The sequence below is a fragment of the Stenotrophomonas sp. YJH_SMC_57 genome, from assembly GCF_059369755.1.
Genome location: NZ_JCAFSZ010000011.1, coordinates 41,976 through 64,715, shown reverse-complemented (window position 1 = coordinate 64,715; position 22,740 = coordinate 41,976). Strand labels below are relative to the sequence as shown.

The window sequence follows — 22,740 nt, the reverse complement described above, 5'->3', positions numbered from 1 at the left end:
CGCATGGCGTGGATCTACTGCAACTGCAGCCCCGCCCGCAGTACCGGCAACAGCCACTCGATGAAGACCTGCACACGTTGCGCGCGATGCTGCCGGTGCGGCTGCAGCAGGGTCACCGGCAGTGGCTGCGCAACGTGCTGCGGCAGCACTTCCACCAATGCGCCTGATTGCAGTTCAGCCTGCACGTCGTAGCGCGGAATCTGCAGCAGCCCGAGCCCAGCCACGCAGCAGGCAATCGACGCTTCGGCGCTGTTCACCCTTACCCAGCCTGGCATCGGTAGCGTGCGCAGCTGGTTGCCGTCCTGCCACTCCCACGCTTCCACCCGCGCCGTGGTCGGCGAAGCGTAGTTCACCGCGCGGTGCTGCTGCAGGTCGGCAGGATGCTGCGGCTCGCCGTGCTCGCGCAGATAGGCCGGTGCGGCAACGTTGACGAAGTCGAGCTGGCCCAGGGTGCGGGCCACCAGGCTGGAGTCGCTCAGCTGGCCGACGCGGAGTACGGCATCGCAGCCATCTTCGATCAGGTTCACCGCACGGTCGGTCATGCCCAGGTCCAGCTCCACCTGCGGGTAGCGTGCGAAGAAGTCGGGCAGGGCCGGGGCGAGGATGCGGCGGCCGATGCGGCTGGGCACGTCGATCTTCAGCAGTCCCACCGGCTGTGCGTCGTCCTGGCGGAACAGTGACTCGGCGTCCTCGACCTCGGCAATCAGGCGCAGGCAACGGGCATGGAACACGTCGCCATCGTGGGTGGTGGAGACCCTGCGGGTCGAACGCTGCAGCAGGCGGGTGCCGAGCCGCTGTTCAAGTTCCGCGATGGCCGCTGACACCGTCGAACGGGGCAGCCCGAGCTGGTCGGCGGCGCGTGTGAAGCTGGCGCACTCCACGACCCGGGTGAAGATGCGGAAGCGATCGATCCGGTCCATTGTTCGCTGGCTCTGGAAAGTTAAGTCAATGTGGCGGGCTTTATCCGCGTTTTCTGCACGATATCGTCGTCAGGGCAGGGTTGCCACCCCGGGCAGCCCCCTCCCGAGACCAACGCCATGACCGACCATTCCCTCAAGGGCAAGACCGTGCTGATTGCCGGTGGCGCCAAGAACCTGGGCGGCCTGCTGGCCCGCGACTTTGCTGCGCAAGGGGCCAGGGCCATCGTCATCCATTACAACAGCGCCGCCACCCAGGCCGACGCCGAAGCGACGGTTGCCGCCGTGCAGGCCGCTGGCAGCAAGGCCGTCGCACTGCAGGGAGACCTGACCTCGGCCGAGGCGATGGAGCGCTTGTTCGCCGATGCGGTGGCGGCAGTGGGCCGTCCTGACATTGCCATCAACACGGTCGGCAAGGTGCTGAAAAAGCCGCTGCTGGAGATCAGCGAAGCGGAGTACGACGAGATGAGCGCGGTCAATGCCAAGGCCGCCTTCTTCTTCCTCAAGGAGGCCGGTCGCCATGTCAATGATGGCGGCCGCATCTGCACCCTGGTCACGTCGCTGCTGGGTGCGTTCACACCGTTCTATTCCAGCTATGCCGGTACCAAGGCGCCGGTGGAACACTTCAGCCGCGCGGCGTCGAAGGAGTTCGGCGAGCGCGGCATCTCGGTGACCGCGATCGGCCCCGGTCCGATGGACACGCCGTTCTTCTATCCGGCCGAGAGTGCCGATGCGCAGGCGTACCACAAGACCGCGGCGGCGCTGTCGGCATTCACCCGTACCGGCCTGACCGACATCGCCGACATCGTGCCGTGGATCCGCTTCCTGGTCACCGATGGCTGGTGGATGACCGGGCAGACCATCCTGGTCAATGGTGGGTACACCACCAAGTAGAGCAGCCACGCAGGGCGTGGCTGCGGCGTACCTGTAGAGTCAAGCCATGCTCGACTGCTGTTGCGTGAGTCGAGCATGGCTCGACTCTACAGGAGTTGCAGGACAGGTCAGCCCAGCTTCGCCAGCACCGCATCCGTCGCGGCGGCGGTACTCACCGCCTGACCCTTGGCGGCCAGGTCGGCGGTGAACACGCCGTCGTCCAGCACGGCATGTACTGCGGCTTCCACCGCCGCAGCCTCGGCTTCCAATCCCAACGAATGGCGCAACAGCATCGCTGCGCTGTAGATCGTCGCGTACGGGTTGGCGATGCCCTTGCCAGCGATGTCCGGGGCCGAGCCATGGATCGGCTCGTAGATGCCGACCGCGCCCGGTTCGCCCAGCGACGCCGACGGCAGCAGGCCCAGCGAGCCGGCCAGCATCGAGGCCTCATCGGTGAGGATGTCGCCGAACATGTTCTCGGTCACGATCACGTCGTACTCGCGCGGCTTGGCCAGCAGGTGCATGGCCATCGAATCAACCAGCTGGTGTTCCAGTGCCACGTCCGGGAATTCTTCCCGGCCGATGCGTGCGGCCACGTCACGCCACAGGCGCGAGGTCTCCAGCACGTTGGCCTTGTCCACCGAGGTGACCTTGCCACGGCGCTGTTGCGCCAGGCGGAAGGCACTGCGCAGCACGCGCTCGATCTCGGCCACGGTGTAGCGGCACAGGTCGCTGGCGCTGTCGGCGTCGCGGGTCTTGTCACCGAAGTAGATGCCGCCGGTCAGTTCGCGCACCACCACGAAGTCCACGCCCTGCAGCAGTTCGGCCTTGATCGGCGAGGCGTGCAGCGCCGCCTCGTGGGTGCGTACCGGGCGCAGGTTGGCATACAGGCCCAGCGCCTTGCGGATCGCCAGCAGGCCCTGTTCCGGGCGTACCCTGGCATTCGGGTCGGACCACTTCGGGCCCCCCACGGCGCCCAGCAGCACTGCATTGGCGGCCTGGCAGGCTGCCAGGGTTTCGGCCGGCAGCGGCTCGCCGTGACGGTCGATGGCGATGCCACCGATATCGTGTTCGCTGAAAGCAAAGGTGTGATTGAAGCGTTCGGCGACGGCCTTCAGGACGGCAACTGCCGCGGCGGCCACTTCCGGGCCGATGCCATCACCGGGCAGGACAACAATTTCAGCGTGCATGCTCACTCTCGTAACGTTCGATTTCAGGGACGCGGCCCAACAGATACCCCAACTGGTCGACACCTTCCAGCAGGCAGGTCTGCGAGAAGCCATCCAGCGGGAAGGAATAGACGCGGCCATCCGGGGTGCGCAGTTCGCGCGTGGCCACATCGATGGTCAATTCATCGTCCGGACGCTGCATCAGCGCCTGCACGTCGGCCTCGTCCAGCACGATCGGCAGCAGGCCGTTCTTCAGCGAGTTGCCGCGGAAGATGTCGGCGATCTCGCTGCTGACGATGGCGCGCAGTCCGAGGTCGGTCAGCGCCCACGGTGCATGCTCGCGCGAGGAACCGCAGCCGAAGTTGCGGCCCGCCAGCAGGATGCTGCGGCCGGCGTTGTGCGGCTGGTTGAACGCAAAGTCGGCCACCGGCGAACCATCGGCCTGCCAGCGCCAGTCATTGAACGCATTGCGGCCCAGGCCGGCACGTTCGGTGGTGGACAGGAACCGCGCCGGAATGATCTGGTCGGTGTCGATATTGGTCTGGCGCAGCACCACGCTGGCCGAGCTCAGGGTACGGAAACCGGCCATCACGCGACCTCCTGTGCGAACAGTTCGCGGGTATCGGCCACCTGGCCTTTCACCGCCGCCCATGCCGCGCTCATCGGCGACGCCAGCAGGGTGCGTGAACCTGGGCCCTGGCGGCCCTCGAAGTTGCGGTTGCTGGTGCTCACGGCCAGCTGGCCCGGGGCGACCAGGTCACCGTTCATGGCGATGCACATCGAGCAGCCCGGCTCGCGCCACTCGGCACCGGCCGCGCGCACGATCTCATGGATGCCTTCGGCCTCGGCCTCGCGCTTGACGATCTCCGAGCCCGGCACCACCAGCATGCGCACGCCGTCGGCAACGTGGCGGCCACGCAGCACCTGCGCCACTTCGCGCATGTCGCTCAGGCGGCCATTGGTGCACGAACCAACGAACACCACGTCCACCGGGGTACCCGCCAGCGCCTTGCCGGCCTGGAAGTGCATGTAGTCCAGGCCCTTCTGCGCGGCGGCATCGTTGGCGGCCGGAATCGGCGCATCCACCGCGATGGCAGTACCCGGATGGGTGCCCCAGGTCAGGGTCGGGCGGATATCGGCGGCGTCGATGTGCACTTCGCTGTCGAAGCGTGCGCCGTCATCGCTGCGCAGCTGCTGCCAGCGCGCCACGGCGGCGTCGAAGTCGGCGTCCTTGGGGCCGCGCGGGGTGTTGGCGACGAAGTCGAAGGTGACCTGGTCCGGGGCGACCATGCCGGCACGCGCGCCGGCCTCGATCGACATGTTGCACAGGGTCATGCGCTGTTCCATGTCCATCGCCGTGATGGTGCTGCCACGGAACTCGATCACGTGGCCGGTACCGCCGTTGACGCCGATCACGCCGATGATGTGCAGGACCACGTCCTTGGCGCCGACGCCGGGTGCCAGCGAGCCATCCACGGTGATCGCAAAGGTCTTGGCCTTGCGCTGCAGCAGGCATTGCGTGGCCAGCACGTGACCGACTTCGCTGGTGCCGATGCCGAACGCCAGCGAACCGAACGCACCATGGGTGGAGGTGTGGCTGTCACCGCAGACGATGGTCATGCCGGGCTGGGTGAAGCCCTGTTCCGGTGCGATCACGTGGACGATGCCGCGGTTGTCCGAGGCCATGTCGAACAGCTCGATGCCGTGCTCGGCGCAGTTGCGCGCCAGCGTGGCGACCTGCGCCTCGGAGGCGGCACTGGCGTAGGGCAGCGTGCCGTCGGCGGCAGCCGGCAGGGTCGGCGTGGAGTGGTCCATCGTCGCCTTGGTGCGGTCCGGCCGGCGCGGCGACAGGCCGCGCTCGCGCAGCTCGGTGAACGCCTGCGGTGACGTGACCTCATGGATCAGGTGCAGGTCGATGTACAGCACGGCGGGCGCGCTGTCGGATTCGGGAACCACCACGTGGGCGTCCCACAGTTTGTCGTACAGGGTGCGGGGTGCGGAAGTCATGCGTGTGCCTGGCAGAAGTACGAAGGTGCGGACATCGGGAAAGATAACGAACGGATCATGTCAGCGGCGACGGGCGAGTACCCGCAGCCGCACGTAGTCGGCCAACGGCTGGCCGGCGGCGTTGCGCGGCAGATCGGCCAGCAACGCGGTGGCGGCCTCGCGCACGGTGGCGCGGACCTCGGCGGGCAGATCGTCCAGCAACGGCGCAGCGAATACCCGCAGCCATCCGGCCACACCGGTCGGTAGCGGGGTCGGGCGCGGCGTGCACTCGATCAGCTGCACCTGGAAGCCATGCTGGCGCAGGCGGTCGGCGTAGGCGTCGGCACTGGGGAAATACCACTGGAAGGCGCTGGCACCGTGGCCATGCGCCACGCGCGCGGCCTGTACCGCGGCGATGATCGTGGCCACATTGCCATGGCCACCGAACTCGGCAACAAAGCGGCCACCCGGGCGCAGGGCACGGCGCACGCCTTCCAGCACGCGGTCAGGCGTGCCCATCCAATGCAGGGCGGCATTGCTGAACACTGCGTCGAACTCGCTGTCGAACGACAGCGCATGGCCATCCATCACCTGCGCATCGACGCCACGCGCACGGGCCGCGATCACCAGTTCCGGCGACGCGTCCACGCCGTGGATGCGTGCGCCGCTGAGGGCCAGTTCGGTGCTGAGCACGCCATCGCCACAGCCCAGGTCGAGGATGCGTTCACCGGCGCGCGGGTCGAGCAGGCGCGCCACCGCGCCGCCGAGCAGCGGCACGAAGCCGGCGTCGATCGCATAGTCCTGGGCGTTCCAGTGCTGCCCTGCAGGCAGCGCAGTGGTGTCGAAGGCGCTCATGGCGGGTTCCTCAGGCGGTGGCGGGGGTGGGAATGTCGGTGCTGCTGTGGGCGGCGGCCTGGCGCTGGCGCAGCAGGCGGTTGGCAACATCCAGCCAGGCCAGCGCGGAGGCTTCGATGATGTCCTTGCTGGTGCCGGTGCCGTCGTACTCCACGCCCTCGTGGCGCACGCTCAGGTTGGCTTCGCCGCGCGCATCGGCGCCGATGCCGACGCTGTGCACGTGGTAGCTGTCCAGCATCAGCTGCACGCCGGTGGCCGCCGACAGCGCGCCGAACAGCGCATCGACCGGGCCGTCGCCCTGCGCGGTCTCGGCCACGCGGTTGCCATCGGGGTCGGACAGTTCGACCAGCGCGTTGGCGCGGCTGCCGACGTCACTGATGGTCATCGACGCCAGGCGATAGCCCTGCGCGTTGGAGCCGCCCTGCATCAGCGTCTGCAGGTCGGCATCGGTAACCACGCGCTGCTGTTCGCACAGGCCCTTGAACTGCTCGAACACCAGCTTCAGTTCGTCTTCGTCCAGCCAGAAGCCCAGCGCACGCAGGCGCGCTTCGACGGCGGCGCGGCCACTGTGCCGGCCCAGCACCATCTGCGAGTCTTCCCAGCCCACATCTTCCGGGCGCATGATTTCGTAGGTGCCGCGATGGCGCAGCATGCCGTGCTGGTGGATGCCCGATTCGTGGGCGAAGGCGTTGGCACCGACGATGGCCTTGTTGCGCTGCACCGGCATGCCGACCAGGCGCTGCAGCAGCTGAGAAGTGCCGACGATGCGCGGGGTGTTGATCGCGCTGTCCTGCTCGTAGAAGGCCTGGCGCACCTTCAGGACCATCGCGATCTCTTCCAGCGAGCAGTTGCCGGCGCGCTCGCCGATGCCATTGACGGTGCATTCGACCTGGCGCGCACCGCCTTCGATGGCGGCCAGCGAGTTGGCCACGGCCAGGCCCAGGTCGTTGTGGCAATGCGCACTGAAGATCACGTTGGTGGCATTGGGAACGTCGGAAACGCCGGCGATGACCTGCTGGAACATCGCGCGGATCTCTTCCGGCGTGGTGAAGCCGACGGTGTCGGGCAGGTTGATGGTGGTGGCGCCGGCGGCAATGGCCACGCGCGAAACTTCGATCAGGTAATCCAGCTCGGTGCGGGTGGCATCCTCGGCCGAGAATTCGACATCGTCGATGTACGAGCGTGCCAGTGATACGTGCTTGCGTACCGACTCCAGTACCTGCTCGCGGGTCATCCGCAGCTTGTGCTCGCGGTGCAGCGGGCTGGTCGACAGGAACACGTGCAGGCGCGGGTTGGCAGCCGCTTCCAGTGCGCGTGCCGAGGTTTCGATGTCGGCCTGCAGGCAGCGCGACAGCACCGCCAGGCTCAGGCTCGGGCGGCGCAGTTCGCGGCCGATCAGGGCCATCGCCTCACGGTCGGACTGCGAGCTGGCCGGGAAGCCGGTCTCGATGATGTCCACGCCCAGTTCGTCCAGCGCACGCGCCATCACCAGCTTCTGCGGCGGGCTCATGCTGCAGCCGGGGGACTGCTCGCCGTCACGCAGGGTGGTATCGAAGATGCGGATGCGCGGGGTGGTAATTCGTTCAATGGTGGTCACAGGGAAATCTCCTCGACAGCGGGTGCGACGGCTTGCAGGTGGGAAGGGGAAGAAGCAGGGGATGCGGGGGCGCTGGCCTTGCCGGGCGAGCGCGGTGGTGTGCGGTTGGTGTCGCTGCGCCGTCGCCGTGGCTTGCGCGGTGGGCGCGGACGGATGTCGGTGAGCAGGCCGGCCAGGACGCCGGCATCGATGTTCCCGCCCGACACCACCGCGCACTTGCGGCGGCCGGCGACGCGGCGGCCGGCGGCCAGCGCCAGCGCACCGGCGCCCTCGGCGATGATGTGTTCCTCCAGTGCCAGCCGGACCAGGGTTTCGCGCAGCTCGGCCTCGCGCACGATCACCACGTCGTCCAGCAGCGAGGTGCACAGCCGGCGGGTCAGGAAGCCGGGGACCTTCACCCGTACGCCATCGGCCAGCGAAGCGGCCGGGGCGATCTCGCGGACGTCGCCACGGATCGCGCGCGCCATCGAATCGACGCCTTCCACCTGCGCACCCACCACGCGAACGCCCTGCGATTTCAGTGCCAGCGCGACGCCGGAGGCCAGGCCGCCACCGCCGATCGGCACGATCACCACATCCGGTGCGTGTGCGGCCAGTTCGATGCCGACCGTGCCCTGGCCGGCGATCACGTCGGCATCGTCGAACGCGGACAGGAAGCGGTAGCCGTGGCGCTGCGCCAGTTCCACCGCGAAGGCATAGGCCTCGTCGTAACTGTTGCCATGCTGGCGCACGGTGGCGCCCCAGTGGGCGACGCCGGCGATCTTGGTTGCCGGAGCGCCGTGCGGCATCACGGTGATGGCGGGCACGTCCAGGCGGTAGGCGGCCCACGCCACGCCCTGGGCGTGGTTGCCGGCCGAGGCGCAGATCACCGGCCGGGTGTCGCCGCGCTCGCGGCCGGCCAGCAGCGCGTTCAATGCGCCGCGTACCTTGTAGGAACCGGTGCGTTGCAGGTTTTCCAGCTTCAGCCAGGTACCGAAGCGCTCTGCGTGGTGCAGCGGCGTGGGTGGCAGGAAGCGGCGCAGGCGGGCCTGCGCAGCCAGTACGTCGGCGACGCTTACGTCGCCGACATCGCTTTCCTGGCTGGCATCAGCGGCCGGCATGGGCCACCAGCGGGGTGCGGTCGACCGCCGCATGCGGGCACGGGCGGCGAAGAAGACGCCTCCGTACCGGCACCGTGGTCGCTACGGTACGGGTGTTCATACGGATGCTCCTTCCACGGCGGTGACCTGCACGGACACGCAGTCGTAGATCTTCTCGATCTGCCGGCACAGCGTTTCCGCCGGGCGCTGGCCATCCACCACCAGCTGCAGGTGCCAGCGGCCATCGTCGGCCGCCACCGGCGCGCCGCTGATCGCACGCGGCGCGAAGCCACGGCGTTCGGCCATGCCGATCACGCGCAGCAGCGCGCCTTCGGCCGGGTGCAGCACCAGGTCAAGCCGGTAGTGCATTGGGGGTCTCCTGGCGGGCGTGGGCGGGATTGCTTTCCAGCATCGTGCTGTTGGCGGTGTTCGGCGGCACCAGCGGCCACACGTTGGCGCGTGCATCGATGGCCACGTGCAGCAGGGCCGGGCCTGGCTCGGCCAGCAAGGCAGCCAGGCCACCTTCCACGTCATCGCGTGCGTCGATGCGGGTCGCGGCGATGCCGAACACCTGCGCCAGCGACACGAAGTCCGGGTTGTCGGACAGGTCGATCTCGCTGTAGCGCTCGGCGAAGAACAGCTCCTGCCACTGCCGCACCATGCCCAGCGAACTGTTGTCCAGCAGCACGATCTTCACCGGCAGCCGGCAACGCGCGATGGTGGCCAGCTCCTGCACGTTCATCATGAAGCTGCCGTCGCCGGACACCAGTACCACCGTGCGATCGGGGCAGGCGAACTGGGCGCCCATCGCCGCCGGCAGGCCGAAGCCCATGGTGCCCAGCGCACCGCTGGTGAGGTGGTTGCGCGGGTGGTTGAAGCGGCAGTGCTGCGCCACCCACATCTGGTGCTGGCCGACGTCGCAGGCGATCACCGCATCGGCCGGTGCCAGCTCGCTCAGGCGCTTCAGCAGGGCCGGGGCGTAGATGTGCTGGCCCGGTGCGTCGTAGCGCGCGGCGAATCGATCACGATGCTGCGCACAGCGCCTGCGCCATGCGTCCTGGTGGGCCTTGGGGGAGGGGAAGGCCGCACGCAGGGCGCGGATGGCATGGCCGACATTGCCGGGCACGGCGACGTCGGCACTGCGCAGCTTGGAGATCTCGTAGGCGTCGGCGTCGATGTGGACGACGCGGGCGAACGGCGCGAACTCGGCCAGCTTGCCGGTGGCGCGGTCGTCGAAACGCGCGCCCAGCACCAGCAGCAGGTCGCTTTCCTGCACCGCCATGTTGGCCGCGCGGGTGCCGTGCATGCCCAGCATGCCCAACGATTGCGGATGGCTGGCCGGCAGGGCGCCCAGCCCGCGCAGCGTCATCACGGTGGGGATGGCGCTCGCCTCGACGAAGTCACGCAGGTCCTGCACCGCATCGCCCAGCGCGATGCCGCCGCCGGCGTAGACCACCGGCTTTTCGGCCGCTGCCAGCGCGGCGATGGCCTCGGCGATGGCGGCCTCGGCCGGGGCCGGCGGCGGCTCGACGCTGCTCGGCACATGCGCCGGCAGATGGCTGGCATCGGCCAGCTGCACGTCCTTGGGCAGGTCGATCAGCACCGGGCCAGGCCGGCCCTCGCGGGCGATACGGAACGCATCGGCGACCACGCGCGGCAGGTCGTCAACACTGCGCACCAGCCAGCTGTGCTTGACGATCGGCAGGGTCAGGCCGAACACATCCAGCTCCTGGAAGGCGTCGGTGCCCAGCAGCGGCGTGGCGACCTGGCCGGTGATGCAGACCATCGGCACCGAATCCAGCATCGCATCGGCGATGCCGGTGACCAGGTTCGAGGCGCCCGGGCCGGAAGTAGCCACGCAGACGCCGACCTGGCCGCTGGCGCGGGCGAAGCCATTGGCGGCCAGCGCAGCGCCCTGCTCATGGCGTACCAGGATGTGCTTCAGCGACGAGTCCACCAGCGCGTCGTAGAACGGCATGATGGTGCCGCCGGGATAGCCGAACAGCGTGCGGACGCCTTCGGCTTCCAGCGCCTGGGTCAGCCAGCGCGCGCCGTTGGGCGGCGCGCTGCGGTGTGTCGAAGAGTTCATGGGGGAACCTTGCAAAGCGGGTGGGGGAGGGCCGCGCGGTTACGCGGCCTGTCCTTGCAACCAGACCATCTTGGCGCGCAGTTCCTTGCCCACCTTTTCGATCGGGTGCTCCAGGTCGGCCTGCTTGAACTTGTTGTAGTTCGGCAGGCCCGCTTCGTACTCGGCCACCCAGTTCTTGGTGAAGGTGCCGTCCTGGATGTCCTTCAGCACTTCCTTCATGCGCGCCTTGGTGCCGGCGTCGATCACGCGCGGGCCGCTGACGTAGTCGCCGTACTGCGCGGTCTCGGAAATGAATTCCAGCATGCGCGAGATGCCGCCTTCGTAGAACAGGTCGACGATCAGCTTCAGTTCGTGCAGCACTTCGTAGTAGGCGATCTCCGGCTGGTAGCCGGCTTCGACCAGGGTCTCGAAACCGGCCTGCACCAGCGCCGAGGCGCCGCCGCACAGCACCGCCTGTTCGCCGAACAGATCGGTCTCGGTTTCTTCCTTGAAGGTGGTCTGGATCAGGTTGGCGCGGGCGCCGCCCAGGCCACCGGCATAGGCCAGGGCGTAGTCGGCGGCCTTGCCGCTCTTGTCCTGGTAGACCGCCCAGATGCACGGCACGCCGCGGCCGATTTCATACTCGCGGCGCACCAGCGCGCCCGGGCCCTTCGGCGCGACCAGCACCACGTCCAGGTCCTCGCGCGGCTTGATCATGTCGAAGTGCACGTTCAGGCCGTGCGCGAACAACAGCACCGCGCCCTGCTTCATGTTCGGCGCCAGCACGTCGTCGTAGAGCTTCTTCTGCACCATGTCCGGGGTCAGCACGGCGACCAGGTCGGCGTCCTTCACCGCTTCGGCCGGTGCTTTCACGGTGAAGCCGTCGGCCTGCGCCTTGACCTCGGTCGGGCCGCCCGGACGCAGGCCTACCACCACGTCGAAGCCGGATTCGCGCAGGTTCAGTGCGTGGGCGCGGCCCTGGCTGCCGTAGCCGATGACGGCGATCTTGGTCTGGGGCAGGTCGTTGGTGCTCATGGGGGAAGTTCCTTGCGGTGGGAAGAAAAAAGAACGGCCGGTCGTCGAGGTGACGTACCGGCCGGTCAGGGGAAAGCGGTGGAGGAGGTGCCGCGCATCGCACAGGCACAGCCACCACGAGGCGTCGTGGTGGTGCAGGTCCTGGTTTTGAAGTTGGCGTTGTTCATGGTGGTTGCGTCTGAAACCAGGTCCTGAAATGAAAAAACCCGCACCGGGGCGGGTGCGGGTTTTTGATGAGTTCCGGTGTGTTTGTTGCTTACACGCTGGCTCGTCCCGCACCTGTGGGTTGGGTAATAAGTACGAGCACAAGAATCGAACGCAGCGATGCGGCGCCGGTGTCGGCGGCTTCGATGTGGGTTCGCGGTGGCGTGTTGTGATGCAACATGTGATCGAGAGAAACACAGCCGTTTTGGCGATGTCAACCCTCGCGACAGAATTTTTTTCGGTTTCCGCTGCATCCAGCGCAATCGCTTGTGGCGCAAGGATGGTTGCCGCTGAAAGTGTTTCGGTGAACCCGAATTCACTCTTTTCAGGGCAGTTTTTGCGCGGATTCCGGGTTGTATTCGCCTTGGTGGGTTCGGACCTTGGTCCGCACCAGCAAAGACCTTCGCCCATGACCTCTGCCCGATACCGCGTGAAGGCTGCAGCGGCGAAGATCGGGGACCACCCTTCCATCGGAACCCGACCGTGTCCCGACGTCTTGCCCGTTCCCTGCTGGCCGCCGCCGTGCTGGCGGCTGTGCCCGCACTGTCCTCTGCCGCCGACCGCATCACCGGCCACACCTTCGCCACCCGTTCGGAGGTGATCGCGCCCCACGCCATGGCGGCGACCTCGCAGCCGCTGGCCACCCAGATCGCGCTGGACGTGATGAAGAAGGGCGGTTCGGCGGTGGACGCGGCAATCGCCGCCAACGCTGCACTCGGCCTGATGGAGCCCACCGGCAACGGCATCGGCGGCGACCTGTTCGCCATCGTCTGGGACCCGAAGACGCAGAAGCTGTATGGCTACAACGGTTCGGGCCGCTCGCCGAAGTCGCTGACCCTGGCCGAGTTCCAGCGCCGTGGCCTGAAGGACATCCCGGCTACCGGCCCGTTGCCGGTCTCCGTGCCCGGCGCAGTCGACGGCTGGTTCGCGCTGCACGACCGCTTTGGCCGCACGCCGATGGCCGACAACCTGGCGCCGGCGATCCGCTACGCCCGCGACGGCCATCCGGTGGCCGAAGTGATCGCCTACTACTGGGATCGCTCGGTGCCCAAGCTGTCGCAGTACCCGGGCTTCAAGGAGCAGTTCACGATCAATGGCCACGCCCCGCGCAAGGGCGAGATGTGGAAGAACCCGAACCTGGCCAGCACCCTGCAGAAGATCGCCGATGGCGGGCGCGACGCCTTCTACAAGGGTGATATCGCCCGCACCATCGGCGATTACTTCAAGGCCAATGGTGGTTACCTGAGCTACCAGGACATGGCCGACCACCACGGTGAGTGGGTCGAGCCGGTCAGCAGCAACTACCGCGGCTACGACGTGTGGGAACTGCCGCCGAACAGCCAGGGCATCGCCGCCCTGCAGATCCTCAACGTGCTGGAAGGCTACGATTTCTCGAAGATTCCGTTCGGATCACCGGAACACGTGCACCTGTTCGTGGAAGCGAAGAAGCTGGCCTTCGCCGACCGTGCGCGTTTCTACGCCGACATGGCGTTCCAGCCGGCGCCGGTGCAGAAGCTGATTTCCAAGGAGTACGCCGCGCAGCGCCGCGCGCTGATCTCGATGGACAAGGCGTTGAAGGAAGTGCAGCCGGGCACACCGAAACAGCTGGAAGAGGGCGACACCATCTACATGACCGTGGCCGACGCCGACGGCATGATGGTGTCGCTGATCCAGTCCAATTACCGTGGCATGGGCAGCGGCATGGCGCCGCCGGGGCTGGGCTTCATCCTGCAGGATCGCGGCGAGATGTTCGTGCTGCAGAAGAATCATCCCAACGGCTATGCACCGGGCAAGCGTCCGTTCCAGACCATCATCCCGGCCTTCATCACCAAGGACGGCAAGCCCTACGCCAGCTTCGGCGTCATGGGCGGTGCGATGCAGCCGCAGGGTCACGCGCAGATCGTGATGAACCTGGTGGACTTCGGCATGAACCTGCAGGAAGCCGGTGATGCGCCGCGCATCCAGCACGAGGGCTCGACCGAACCCACCGGGCAGGCCACGGCGATGACCGACGGTGGTGAGGTGAATCTGGAAACCGGATTCCCGTACGAGACGGTGCGCGCGCTGATGCGCAAGGGGCATCGCATCGTATTTGCCGACGGCCCATATGGTGGGTACCAGGCGATCATGCGTGATCCGGACACCGGGGTTTACTACGGTGCGTCGGAGAGCCGCAAGGATGGGCAGGCGGCGGGGTACTGAGGTTTCCCGGCCAACGGGCGCAGCCCCCTCGCGGCTGATCGCCAAGGCAGGTTCATGCGTTGGGGCGTGCGGGTGGGAGTGCCGGGGGACGCCGTGAATACGTCCCTGTAGGCTTAGCCGCGCCATCCATGGCGCGGATACCCCCGCCACCCCCACCCGCACGCCCCCCGAAAGTTTCCGTGCGCGTCAGCCACGGAAGAGAAAGAAGAAAATCAAAAGCAACAGCCGCGCGCTGTGGATCCGACCCCATCTTGTTTTCCGATACACCCCATCCACGCATGGCGTGGAAAACCAACCGTCACACGGAAACTGTCGGGGGTGGGGCGGTGTGGGCTGGCAGGACCGTTGGCGCCATGGATGGCGCCATCGAGCCCCCACGGACGGGTTTACGGCGTGTCCTGCCAGCCCACACCGACCCGCCAAACCAGCAGCAACCCAGAGCCGCTGTTGAAGTTGCTGTTGCCGTTGCAGTTGCTTGAAAAAAAGCGGTGCAGCCGCAGGCTGCAAAACACCCTCAATCCGAATCCTGCGCGCGTGCCGCCTCCGCCTGCGTCTCTTCCTGCGCTGCCATCTCGCGCGCTATCCACGCATCGATCATGTGCCGCTGGCGCTGTGCCTGCCGCCGCTCGCGCGTGTACTCCTGGTCCAGCACCCGGTACAGCGACACCATCACCAGCACCATCAGCAGCGCAAATGGCAATGCCGCGATCGTGATCATGCCCTGCAGCGCATCCAGGCCGCCCGCCAGCAGCAGTGCCGCTGCGATCAATGCCACCGCGATGCCCCAGGCCAGCTTGCGCTTCAACGGCGGATCGCCCGCTTCATCGGTGGACATGCTGGCCAGCACCAGCACCGCCGAATCGGCCGATGTCACGAAGAAGATCATCAGCAGCACCAGCGCGATGCAGGAAAGCAGCAAGGGCAGCGGCATGCTGTCAAACAGGGTGAACAGCACCGTTTCATAGCCGTTGCCCAGTGCCTGTACCAGATCGGCATGGCCGAAGATCTGCGCCCACAGCGCGGTGCCGCCAAACACCGCGAACCAGAAGAAGCCCAGCACGGTCGGTGCCAGCACCACGCCGATGACGAACTCGCGGACACTGCGTCCGCGCGAGATGCGCGCGATGAACGAGCCGACGAACGGAGCCCAGGAAATCCACCACGCCCAGTAGAAGATGGTCCAGTCCGCCACCCAGGTGCTGCCCGAGAACGGCGACATGCGCAGACTCATCGTCACCAGCTGGTTGAGGTACGAGCCCAGGGTGGTGGTGAACGTATCGAAGATGAATCCGGTCGGGCCCAGCACCAGTACGGTGGCGGCCAGCAGCGCGGCCAGCGCTAGGTTGAAGTTGGACAGCCACTTCACTCCGCGCTCCACGCCACTGGCGGTGGACGCCATGTACAGCACGAACGCGATGGCGATGATGGTCAGCTGCAGGGGCACGCCCGCGTGCAGGCCGAACACGCGCTCCATGCCGGCAGCGATCTGGATGGTGCCGAAGCCCAGCGTGGTGGCCACGCCAATCGCAGTGGCAACGACCGCTGCAATGTTGACCACGCGCCCGATCCAGCCGCGATGGTGGCGGCCGATGATCGGCTGCAGCATGTCGCTGACCAGGCCGCGGCCGTTGCGGTTGAACTGGAACCAGGCCATCGCCAGGCCGATCAGCGCGTAGATTGCCCAGGGGTGCAGGCCCCAATGGAAGAATGCATAGCGCATCGAAGCCCGCGCCGCGTCCATGCTCTGCGGGGCCAGGCCTTCCGGTGGCTTGGTGAAGTGGGAAATCGGCTCGGCGGCGCCCCAGAACACCAGGCCGATGCCCATGCCTGCGGCGAACAGCATCGACATCCAGCTGGCGCGCGAGAACTCCGGTTCGGCATCTTCACCGCCGATGCGCAGGTTGCCGAAACGACCGAAGGCCAGGTACATCAGGAAGGTCAGCGCCAGGAACACGACCAGAAGATAGAGCCAACCGACACTGCGGATGACATCGGCGAGTACCGACTGGACGACGGTATTGAACGGGCCGGGCGCGAAGCCAGCCAGCAGCACCAGGACGAGCACCAGTGCGATGGAAATGCGAAACACCATGAAGGAGCTTCTCCGATCAAGGGATTGAGGGGAGCGAGCAGAGCTTGCAGCGAGGGGCCGGCGGCGTGCAGCGCGAGCCGGGCAGGGGCCGCGTCGGCGGCGAAGGAAGCATCGGTCGCTGGAATGCGACGGACGTGCACGTTACTGAACGCGATGTCACGGCTCTGTTAGTACAGAAACAACGAATCCACGCGATGCGCGGCTGCAACGGTCATGAGCTGCAGTGCTTTCTATGCTCTAATGCGCAGCAAGAAGCGGGGGTACCGCGGCCAAACGGCCACGGTTGAGACAGTCCCTTGGAACCTGATCCGGCTCATACCGGCGTAGGGAAGCTTTGCAATGTTGCCATGCCCGGACTCCGCCCAGGGACCGTCCGCGCGTGGCGGCAGTGCGCCGCCGCTTCGTCCCTGACCTTCCTGGACGATGCCCGATGAACGCACAGCTCTCTGCCCTGCAGCAACAGGCCCAGCAACTCTCCGAATCCGTGACCCGGCCCATTCCCGGCTCGCGCAAGATCCACGTGCCCGGCTCGCGCCCGGACCTGCAGGTGCCGATGCGCGAGATCGCGCTGACCCGCACGCCGACGCTGTTCGGTGGCGAAGAGAATGCACCGGTCACGGTCTACGACACGTCGGGCCCGTATACCGATCCGGAAGTGCGCATCGATCTGTCCGCTGGCTTGCCAGCGCTGCGTCGCGGCTGGGTGGAAGAGCGTGGCGACACCGAGCAGCTCGAAGGCCTGAGTTCTTCCTTCGGTCGCGATCGCGAGCATGACCCGAAGCTCGATGCGGTGCGCTTCCCCGCACGCACCCTGCCGCGCCGTGCACGTGCCGGCGCCAACGTCACCCAGATGCATTACGCACGCCGCGGCATCATCACGCCGGAAATGGAATTCGTCGCCATCCGCGAGAACCAGCGGCTGGATGCGATCCGCGATGCAGGCCTGCTGCAGCAGCACCCCGGCGAGGCGTTCGGTGCGTCGATCCAGAAGATCATCACGCCGGAATTCGTGCGCGACGAGATCGCCCGCGGCCGTGCGGTGCTGCCCAACAACATCAACCATCCGGAAAGCGAGCCGATGATCATCGGCCGCAACTTCCTTACCAAGATCAATGCCAACATCGGCAACAGCGCGGTGTCCTCCGGCATCGCCGAGGAGGTGGAGAAGCTGGTGTGGGCGATCCGCTGGGGCGGCGACACGGTGATGGACCTGTCCACCGGCAAGCACATCCACGAAACCCGCGAGTGGATCATCCGCAATTCGCCGGTGGCGATCGGTACCGTGCCGATCTACCAGGCGCTGGAGAAGGTCGACGGCCGCGCCGAAGCGCTGACCTGGGAGATCTTCCGCGACACGCTGATCGAGCAGGCCGAACAGGGCGTGGACTACTTCACCATCCATGCCGGCGTGCTGCTGCGCTATGTGCCGCTTACCGCCAAGCGGGTGACCGGCATCGTCAGCCGTGGCGGATCGATCATGGCCAAGTGGTGCCTGGCACACCACAAGGAGAACTTCCTCTACACGCATTTCGAAGAGATCTGCGAGATCATGAAGGCTTACGACGTGACCTTCTCGCTGGGCGACGGCCTGCGCCCGGGCTGCATCGCCGATGCCAACGATGCCGCGCAGTTCGGCGAACTGGAAACGCTGGGCGAGCTGACGAAGATTGCCTGGAAGCACGACGTGCAGATCATGATCGAAGGGCCCGGCCACGTGCCGATGCAGTTGATCAAGGAGAACATGGACAAGCAACTGCGCGAGTGCGGCGAAGCGCCGTTCTATACGCTGGGACCGCTGACCACCGACATCGCACCGGGCTACGACCACATCACCAGTGCGATCGGTGCGGCGATGATCGGCTGGTTCGGTACCGCCATGCTCTGCTACGTGACGCCGAAAGAGCACCTGGGCCTGCCCAACCGCCAGGACGTGCGCGACGGCATCATGGCCTACCGGATTGCCGCGCATGCGGCCGACCTGGCCAAGGGGCATCCGGGCGCGCAGGTGCGCGACAATGCGCTGAGCAAGGCGCGCTTCGAGTTCCGCTGGGAGGATCAGTTCCATCTCGGCCTGGATCCGGAGAAGGCCAAGGAGTTCCATGATGAGACGCTGCCGAAGGACGCGCACAAGCTGGCCCACTTCTGTTCGATGTGCGGTCCGCACTTCTGCTCGATGAAGATCACCCAGGACGTGCGCGACTACGCTGAGGCCGGCATGAAGGAGAAGTCGGAGCAATTCCGCGCCGCCGGTGCCGAGGTGTACCGCCAGGGGTGATGCGCGAAGGGTCGTGCCGGCCAGCAGCCGGCACGACCGTTCATCACGCCGTGTCCGGCTATCCTCCGCCCATCGCCCCGGGGAAAGGACGCCATGCCTGTTGCCATGACCACCCGCTGGCTGGCCATTGCCCGCCGCCATCCCTCGGCCTGGCTGCTCGGCGCACAACTGCTGGCGGTGCTGCTGTATCCCTCCCTGGATGACACCGCCGCCGGCCGCGCGGCGCTGGGCATGTTCGGGATGGCGGTGCTTGGCCTTGCCCTGTGGGTGGTGCAGCGCAGTCCGTTGGGCACCTGGCTGGCGCTGCTGCTGGCGATCCCCTCGGTAGTGTTCTCGCTGGCCGGCGCCCTGCTGGACCGCAGCGCGCTGCTGACCACGGCGCAGCTGCTGGAGAGCCTGCTGTACTTCTACACGGCCGGTGCGCTGATCGCCTACATGCTGCAGGACCATAAAGTCACCCGCGATGAGCTGTTTGCGGCCGGCGCGACTTTCACCCTGCTGGCCTGGGCGTTCGCGTTTACGTTCGCGGTGTGCCAGCAGTGGTACCCGGGCAGTTTCCAGGGCACGGGCGGGGGGCCGCAGCGCAGCTGGATGGAATTGCTTTATCTGAGCTTCAGCTTGTTGTCCGGGGTCGGATTGAGCGATGTGGTACCGCTGCATCCGCAGGCGCGGGCATTGGTCATGCTGGAACAGTTCGCGGGCGTCATGTATGTCGCCCTGGTGGTCTCGCGGCTGGTCGGACTGACGATGCTTCGGCGCATGTGAAAATGAACGCCAGATAAAAATTTCGCGCCCGCAAGGGCGCGAATGATGATGCAGATTATGTGAATGCGTCGGCGAGAGAGAGCCTGAGTGTCGACCCCGTCATAGGCGGGGTAACCGGCTTAGGCTAATATCGGTACGCGTAATTGTTTTTGCGGTATGCGCCGATGCTTTGTGCGGAATCTGGCTTTTTGTTGTCCCTGCATGGGGACGGTATCGCTGGTGAAACCTGCCCAGGCCCGTCCCTACTGTATATCGGAAAATGAACAGCAGCGAAACCCAGCCGCCCGAGGCCGACCGCATCCAGGTTGGCGAATGCGTCGTCACTTTGTCCTCGCGAGAGGTCGAAGTCGTGGGTGCGCGTCGTCCACGCCGGCTGACACCGAAGGCACTGGGCGTGCTGCGCGTGCTGCTGCGGCAGCCGGGCCGGGTGGTCACCCGCGAGGAGCTGTTTGCCGAAGTGTGGCCTGACACGCTGCCGACCAACGATGTGTTGACCCAGGCGGTCACGCAGCTGCGCAAGGCGTTTGCCAACGACGACGACAACGGCCAGGCCTATATCGAGACCATCGCCAAGAGCGGCTACCGCCTGCTGGTACCGGTCCAGGTGCTGGAAGCGGCCGAGCCTGCGATGGAGATCGGCGAGATCGCCGATCCGCCGCTGACGCTGGCAGGCGCCGCGGGCGTGGTTCCTGTCGGCATTGCGGTGCCGGCACCGGGCCTGCGCCGTACCTGGCGCCAGGTACGGCGCAAGGTGCTGCTGGCAGCAGGCCTGTTGATGCTGGCGGCGGTGATCGTGCTGGCGATGCTGCTGCTGCGCCGGGCGCCAGTGGCAAGTTCACCGGTGGATGCGGCTGTCGAGAACGGTGTCCGCGTGATCGGCAGCCCGCAGCGGCCCTACCGGTTGATTACCGCCACCAGTGGCTTCGAGACCTATCCAACACTCTCCCCCGATGGTTCCCAGGTTGCCTATGAAGGCGCCAACGAGGACGGCAAGGGCGGCGGAGCGATCAAGGTGCAGACCTCGGGCAACGCGCCCGCGCGCCAGTTGCTGGCCCCCCCTGTGGGCGCCAGCGATCGTTTTCCCAGCTGGTCGCCGGATGGCCGCGAGATCGCCTTTGCACGGTTCAGCGCCGAAGGCGGCTGCCAGGTGCTGATTGCCAGCGCTACCGGCGGCGCGCTGCGCCAGGCGACACGCTGTGACGGCACCGAGCTGCTCAGTTTCGACTGGACCCCTGACGGCCGTGGGCTGGTGTTCGGCAGCATGGTCGGGCGGTATGCGCATCGCGGCATCCGCGTGCTCGACCTGGCCAGTGGTCAGTGGAATGCCGTGGATTACAGCGTCGATGCGGACGACTTCGACTATGCGCCGCGCTACTCGCCGGATGGCAAGTGGCTGGTGTTCGTGCGCAATCCGCAGATGGGCGACCTGTGGCGGATGCCGGCCAGTGGCGGCGTCCCGGAGCAATTGACCAACGAAGCCGCCGAGCAGCGGGGCTGGGCGTGGGTCGATGATGGCCGCACCATCGTGTTCGGGCGGCGTGTCGACAGCGAAGTGCGCCTGTACTACCTCGACGTTGAACGCCGCACGCTGCGTGACGCCGGCCTGGACGATGCGCAGTGGCCTGCGGTGTCGCGGCATGGCGGGGTGCTGGCGTTCGTTCATCGCCGTGCGCAGTTCGGTGTGTTCAAGGTGCCGACCGATGGCGGCAGTGCGCAGCGCCTGTTCGCTTCCAGTGGCCGCGATGGCCAGCCCATGGCGGCGCCTGACGGCCGGCAGCTGGTCTTCACCTCTGATCGCTCGGGCAGTTTCGCCCTGTGGTGGGCCGACATGCAGCGGCCGGACTCGTTGCGGCCGATCGAGGGCCTGCGGCCAGAGGGGCGGCAGGCGCCGGACTGGGCCGCCGACAGCCGCCACCTGCTGGTGGTGGGGCGCGATGAACATGGGCGCACGGTGATCTACGAGATCTCACCGCGAGATGAGCGCCTGCAGGCGTTGCCGGTGCCGGCGGAGCAGCCGCTGCAGGCCCTGTACGGTGCAACCGAGGACCAGCTGCTGGTGGTTGAACGCGATGCGGACCAGCGTACCCGGTTGAGCCTGTTTGATCGCAGTACGCAGCCCTGGCGCCGGCTGGCCAGCATCGACGGGGTATCGCAGGCCCGTTTCGATCGTGGCAGCGGGCGGGTGCTGTTCACGCGCCTGGCGGCTGGCGGGCTGTGGTCGGTCGATCCGGCGCTGTCGTCGGCCAGCGTGCGCCAGATCAGCGAGGACCGGCCGAGCCGCTGGCGCTACCGCACCTGGACGGTCGCCGGCAGTGGCGCTATCGGCTACCTGGGAACCTCTACCCGGTGTGGCACGACCCTGGTCCGCATCGAGGCCGGTGTCGAGGCCCCGGAGCGTTGCCTGGATGCGCAGCGGCTCAGCGCGGGCAACGGGATCAGTGCCAGCGCCGATGGTCGTGATCTGTACGTGGCCCTGGCCGTCAGCGATGGTGCCGACATCGGCGTCATGCAGCTGCCTCGGCCGGCGCCGACCTTGTTCCCGGCGTTCTCCAGGCTTTTGATTTTCAAGAAGAATTTCTCTTCGTAATTTTTTCGTGCCGTTCTCGCCACGAATTCGTGGCGATCTCGGCAGACTTTCCTGACGCGCTGCCGCCTGATTGGGCAAAACGGAGGCCTGTACTAGGCAAATCCGTGGTGCCCGCATGCGTCAACTCTCACTGGCCGATCGCGGCCAAACCGTCTCTCTCGACAAGTCCCTCGATGAAGGCACGCCCACCTGCCTCGGCGTCGCCCGGCTGGGCAGCCTGCAGACGGCGGGAAGCAGCTTCACGGTGTGGATGCAGGTGCGTGGCAGTTCCTGGGTCGAAGCCAAGGAAGGGCGCTTCCGGCTCCGCCAGGGTGAGTGGATCGCATTCGAGAAGGAGTCCCGGCCGTTGGTGCAGGCGGGCCGCAACGGGTTGTGCGTGGGCCTGAACCTGAACGTTGAAGCGCTGCGGGTACTGACCGAGATGGCCGACTGTGGGCTGTATGCCGGTCGCGGCCGCTTGAGCCGCAGCGACGCCCGGGTGGGCCTGCGGTTGTGGCGCGACGCGCTGGCCAGTGGCCAGCCGGCCCATGCACTGAGGCCGCTGCTGCTGCATCTGGCGAGCCTGCAACGTGGCCTGGCCGAGAACGTGCAGCGCTGCCCGGGACGCTCGCGCAGCCGCAAGCGCCAGGTGTTCGGGCGCATGCAACGCGCAAGGCTCTACCTGGAAGGCAACAGCCATCGCGTGGTGAGGATCGGTGAGTTGGCCGAGCTGACCAACTTCTCCAGCTGGTATCTCTCCAAGACCTTCCAGAGCCTCTACGAAGAGAGTCCTCAGTCGCTTTCGGCACGGTTGCGCCTGGAACGGGCCGCCGATCTGCTGCGCGACACCGACATGATGGTGGGTGAGGTCGCCGCAGCCAGCGGATTCGACAACTGCTGCAGCTTCGCCCGCGCCTTCCGCGCCCGCTACGGCCAATCCGCATCGCGCTTCCGCGAAAACGGCGGGGTTCTGCCGCCACATTCTGCAAAGTCTCTGGTTGGGTCGCGCAAATACAGCGTCGCAACGCAATCGTAACGTGCTGGGGTGTTTTAACAC

Annotated in this window: 17 protein-coding genes and 1 riboswitch; of the genes, 6 read left to right on the top strand and 11 right to left on the bottom strand. The window is 66.8% G+C overall.

Going from position 1 to position 22,740, the window contains the following annotated elements; genetic code table 11:
• Positions 1-14: 14 nt before the first annotated feature.
• Positions 15-920, bottom strand: coding sequence for a LysR family transcriptional regulator (locus AC5P7U_RS15940; protein ID WP_006468189.1), 906 nt, complete (start codon positions 918-920; stop codon positions 15-17).
• Positions 921-1,037: 117 nt separating this feature from the next.
• On the opposite strand from AC5P7U_RS15940, the gene AC5P7U_RS15935 reads away from it, so the two are divergent.
• Positions 1,038-1,811: an SDR family oxidoreductase gene (locus AC5P7U_RS15935; protein ID WP_495221252.1), complete on the top strand. Its 774-nt coding sequence runs from the start codon at positions 1,038-1,040 to the stop codon at positions 1,809-1,811.
• A 107-nt stretch (positions 1,812-1,918) separates the two neighbouring features.
• Here AC5P7U_RS15935 and leuB read toward each other — a convergent pair whose 3' ends face one another.
• The 9 genes from leuB to ilvC all read right to left on the bottom strand — a co-directional run bounded on the left by leuB (position 1,919) and on the right by ilvC (position 11,579).
• Positions 1,919-2,980 carry a 3-isopropylmalate dehydrogenase gene (gene leuB / locus AC5P7U_RS15930; protein ID WP_414555222.1) on the bottom strand — a complete coding sequence of 354 codons (1,062 nt, stop codon included), beginning with the start codon at positions 2,978-2,980 and terminating at the stop codon, positions 1,919-1,921.
• Complete coding sequence (leuD, locus tag AC5P7U_RS15925; protein WP_049456961.1) at positions 2,970-3,548, bottom strand: 3-isopropylmalate dehydratase small subunit; 579 nt, start codon at positions 3,546-3,548, stop codon at positions 2,970-2,972. The genes leuB and leuD overlap by 11 nt, the downstream gene beginning before the upstream one ends.
• A complete protein-coding gene (gene leuC, locus AC5P7U_RS15920; RefSeq protein ID WP_495221251.1) occupies positions 3,548-4,966 on the bottom strand; it encodes a 3-isopropylmalate dehydratase large subunit in 1,419 nt (472 codons plus the stop codon). The genes leuD and leuC overlap by 1 nt, the downstream gene beginning before the upstream one ends.
• A 60-nt stretch (positions 4,967-5,026) precedes the next feature.
• Positions 5,027-5,800, bottom strand: a complete 774-nt coding sequence (locus tag AC5P7U_RS15915; RefSeq protein WP_053450731.1) for a class I SAM-dependent methyltransferase — start codon at positions 5,798-5,800, stop codon at positions 5,027-5,029.
• Between the two features lie 10 nt (positions 5,801-5,810).
• A complete protein-coding gene (locus tag AC5P7U_RS15910) occupies positions 5,811-7,397 on the bottom strand; it encodes a 2-isopropylmalate synthase (RefSeq protein WP_164242302.1) in 1,587 nt (528 codons plus the stop codon).
• Positions 7,394-8,497, bottom strand: coding sequence for a threonine dehydratase (locus tag AC5P7U_RS15905; RefSeq protein ID WP_447376201.1), 1,104 nt, complete (start codon positions 8,495-8,497; stop codon positions 7,394-7,396). Before AC5P7U_RS15905 ends, AC5P7U_RS15910 begins: the two co-directional genes overlap by 4 nt.
• Positions 8,498-8,593: 96 nt before the next feature.
• Positions 8,594-8,845 (bottom strand): ACT domain-containing protein, encoded by a 252-nt coding sequence (locus AC5P7U_RS15900; RefSeq protein WP_005419108.1) that lies wholly within the window; start codon positions 8,843-8,845, stop codon positions 8,594-8,596.
• A complete protein-coding gene (gene ilvG, locus AC5P7U_RS15895) occupies positions 8,829-10,565 on the bottom strand; it encodes an acetolactate synthase 2 catalytic subunit (RefSeq protein ID WP_495221250.1) in 1,737 nt (578 codons plus the stop codon). The genes AC5P7U_RS15900 and ilvG overlap by 17 nt, the downstream gene beginning before the upstream one ends.
• A 39-nt stretch (positions 10,566-10,604) precedes the next feature.
• Positions 10,605-11,579 (bottom strand): ketol-acid reductoisomerase, encoded by a 975-nt coding sequence (gene ilvC / locus AC5P7U_RS15890; RefSeq protein WP_008265163.1) that lies wholly within the window; start codon positions 11,577-11,579, stop codon positions 10,605-10,607.
• A 687-nt stretch (positions 11,580-12,266) separates the two neighbouring features.
• On the opposite strand from ilvC, the gene ggt reads away from it, so the two are divergent.
• Positions 12,267-13,985 (top strand): gamma-glutamyltransferase, encoded by a 1,719-nt coding sequence (gene ggt / locus AC5P7U_RS15885; protein ID WP_495221249.1) that lies wholly within the window; start codon positions 12,267-12,269, stop codon positions 13,983-13,985.
• A 514-nt stretch (positions 13,986-14,499) separates the two neighbouring features.
• On the opposite strand, the gene AC5P7U_RS15880 is transcribed toward ggt, so the two are convergent.
• A complete protein-coding gene (locus AC5P7U_RS15880) occupies positions 14,500-16,077 on the bottom strand; it encodes a BCCT family transporter (protein WP_008267394.1) in 1,578 nt (525 codons plus the stop codon).
• Positions 16,078-16,323: 246 nt separating this feature from the next.
• Positions 16,324-16,425, top strand: a riboswitch (TPP riboswitch).
• Between the two features lie 82 nt (positions 16,426-16,507).
• On the opposite strand from AC5P7U_RS15880, the gene thiC reads away from it, so the two are divergent.
• From thiC to AC5P7U_RS15860, 4 genes are all read left to right on the top strand, one after another.
• Positions 16,508-18,352: a phosphomethylpyrimidine synthase ThiC gene (gene thiC / locus AC5P7U_RS15875; protein ID WP_197563777.1), complete on the top strand. Its 1,845-nt coding sequence runs from the start codon at positions 16,508-16,510 to the stop codon at positions 18,350-18,352.
• Positions 18,353-18,445: 93 nt separating this feature from the next.
• On the top strand, positions 18,446-19,117 hold the full coding sequence (locus AC5P7U_RS15870) for an ion channel (RefSeq protein ID WP_197564686.1): 672 nt from the start codon (positions 18,446-18,448) through the stop codon (positions 19,115-19,117).
• 259 nt (positions 19,118-19,376) lie between these two features.
• Positions 19,377-21,704 (top strand): winged helix-turn-helix domain-containing protein, encoded by a 2,328-nt coding sequence (locus tag AC5P7U_RS15865; protein WP_308309518.1) that lies wholly within the window; start codon positions 19,377-19,379, stop codon positions 21,702-21,704.
• 115 nt (positions 21,705-21,819) lie between these two features.
• Positions 21,820-22,719 (top strand): helix-turn-helix transcriptional regulator, encoded by a 900-nt coding sequence (locus tag AC5P7U_RS15860; RefSeq protein WP_006467828.1) that lies wholly within the window; start codon positions 21,820-21,822, stop codon positions 22,717-22,719.
• Positions 22,720-22,740: the final 21 nt, after the last annotated feature.

What these genes read in the sequence shown, in the direction of transcription:
- AC5P7U_RS15940 (WP_006468189.1), bottom strand. Translation starts at nt 920, where the DNA reads ATGGACCGGATCGATCGCTTCCGCATCTTCACCCGGGTCGTGGAGTGC.
- AC5P7U_RS15935 (WP_495221252.1), top strand. Translation starts at nt 1,038, where the DNA reads ATGACCGACCATTCCCTCAAGGGCAAGACCGTGCTGATTGCCGGTGGC.
- leuB (WP_414555222.1), bottom strand. Translation starts at nt 2,980, where the DNA reads ATGCACGCTGAAATTGTTGTCCTGCCCGGTGATGGCATCGGCCCGGAA.
- leuD (WP_049456961.1), bottom strand. Translation starts at nt 3,548, where the DNA reads ATGGCCGGTTTCCGTACCCTGAGCTCGGCCAGCGTGGTGCTGCGCCAG.
- leuC (WP_495221251.1), bottom strand. Translation starts at nt 4,966, where the DNA reads ATGACTTCCGCACCCCGCACCCTGTACGACAAACTGTGGGACGCCCAC.
- AC5P7U_RS15915 (WP_053450731.1), bottom strand. Translation starts at nt 5,800, where the DNA reads ATGAGCGCCTTCGACACCACTGCGCTGCCTGCAGGGCAGCACTGGAAC.
- AC5P7U_RS15905 (WP_447376201.1), bottom strand. Translation starts at nt 8,497, where the DNA reads ATGCCGGCCGCTGATGCCAGCCAGGAAAGCGATGTCGGCGACGTAAGC.
- AC5P7U_RS15900 (WP_005419108.1), bottom strand. Translation starts at nt 8,845, where the DNA reads ATGCACTACCGGCTTGACCTGGTGCTGCACCCGGCCGAAGGCGCGCTG.
- ilvG (WP_495221250.1), bottom strand. Translation starts at nt 10,565, where the DNA reads ATGAACTCTTCGACACACCGCAGCGCGCCGCCCAACGGCGCGCGCTGG.
- ilvC (WP_008265163.1), bottom strand. Translation starts at nt 11,579, where the DNA reads ATGAGCACCAACGACCTGCCCCAGACCAAGATCGCCGTCATCGGCTAC.
- AC5P7U_RS15880 (WP_008267394.1), bottom strand. Translation starts at nt 16,077, where the DNA reads ATGGTGTTTCGCATTTCCATCGCACTGGTGCTCGTCCTGGTGCTGCTG.
- thiC (WP_197563777.1), top strand. Translation starts at nt 16,508, where the DNA reads ATGAACGCACAGCTCTCTGCCCTGCAGCAACAGGCCCAGCAACTCTCC.
- AC5P7U_RS15870 (WP_197564686.1), top strand. Translation starts at nt 18,446, where the DNA reads ATGCCTGTTGCCATGACCACCCGCTGGCTGGCCATTGCCCGCCGCCAT.
- AC5P7U_RS15865 (WP_308309518.1), top strand. Translation starts at nt 19,377, where the DNA reads ATGAACAGCAGCGAAACCCAGCCGCCCGAGGCCGACCGCATCCAGGTT.
- AC5P7U_RS15860 (WP_006467828.1), top strand. Translation starts at nt 21,820, where the DNA reads ATGCGTCAACTCTCACTGGCCGATCGCGGCCAAACCGTCTCTCTCGAC.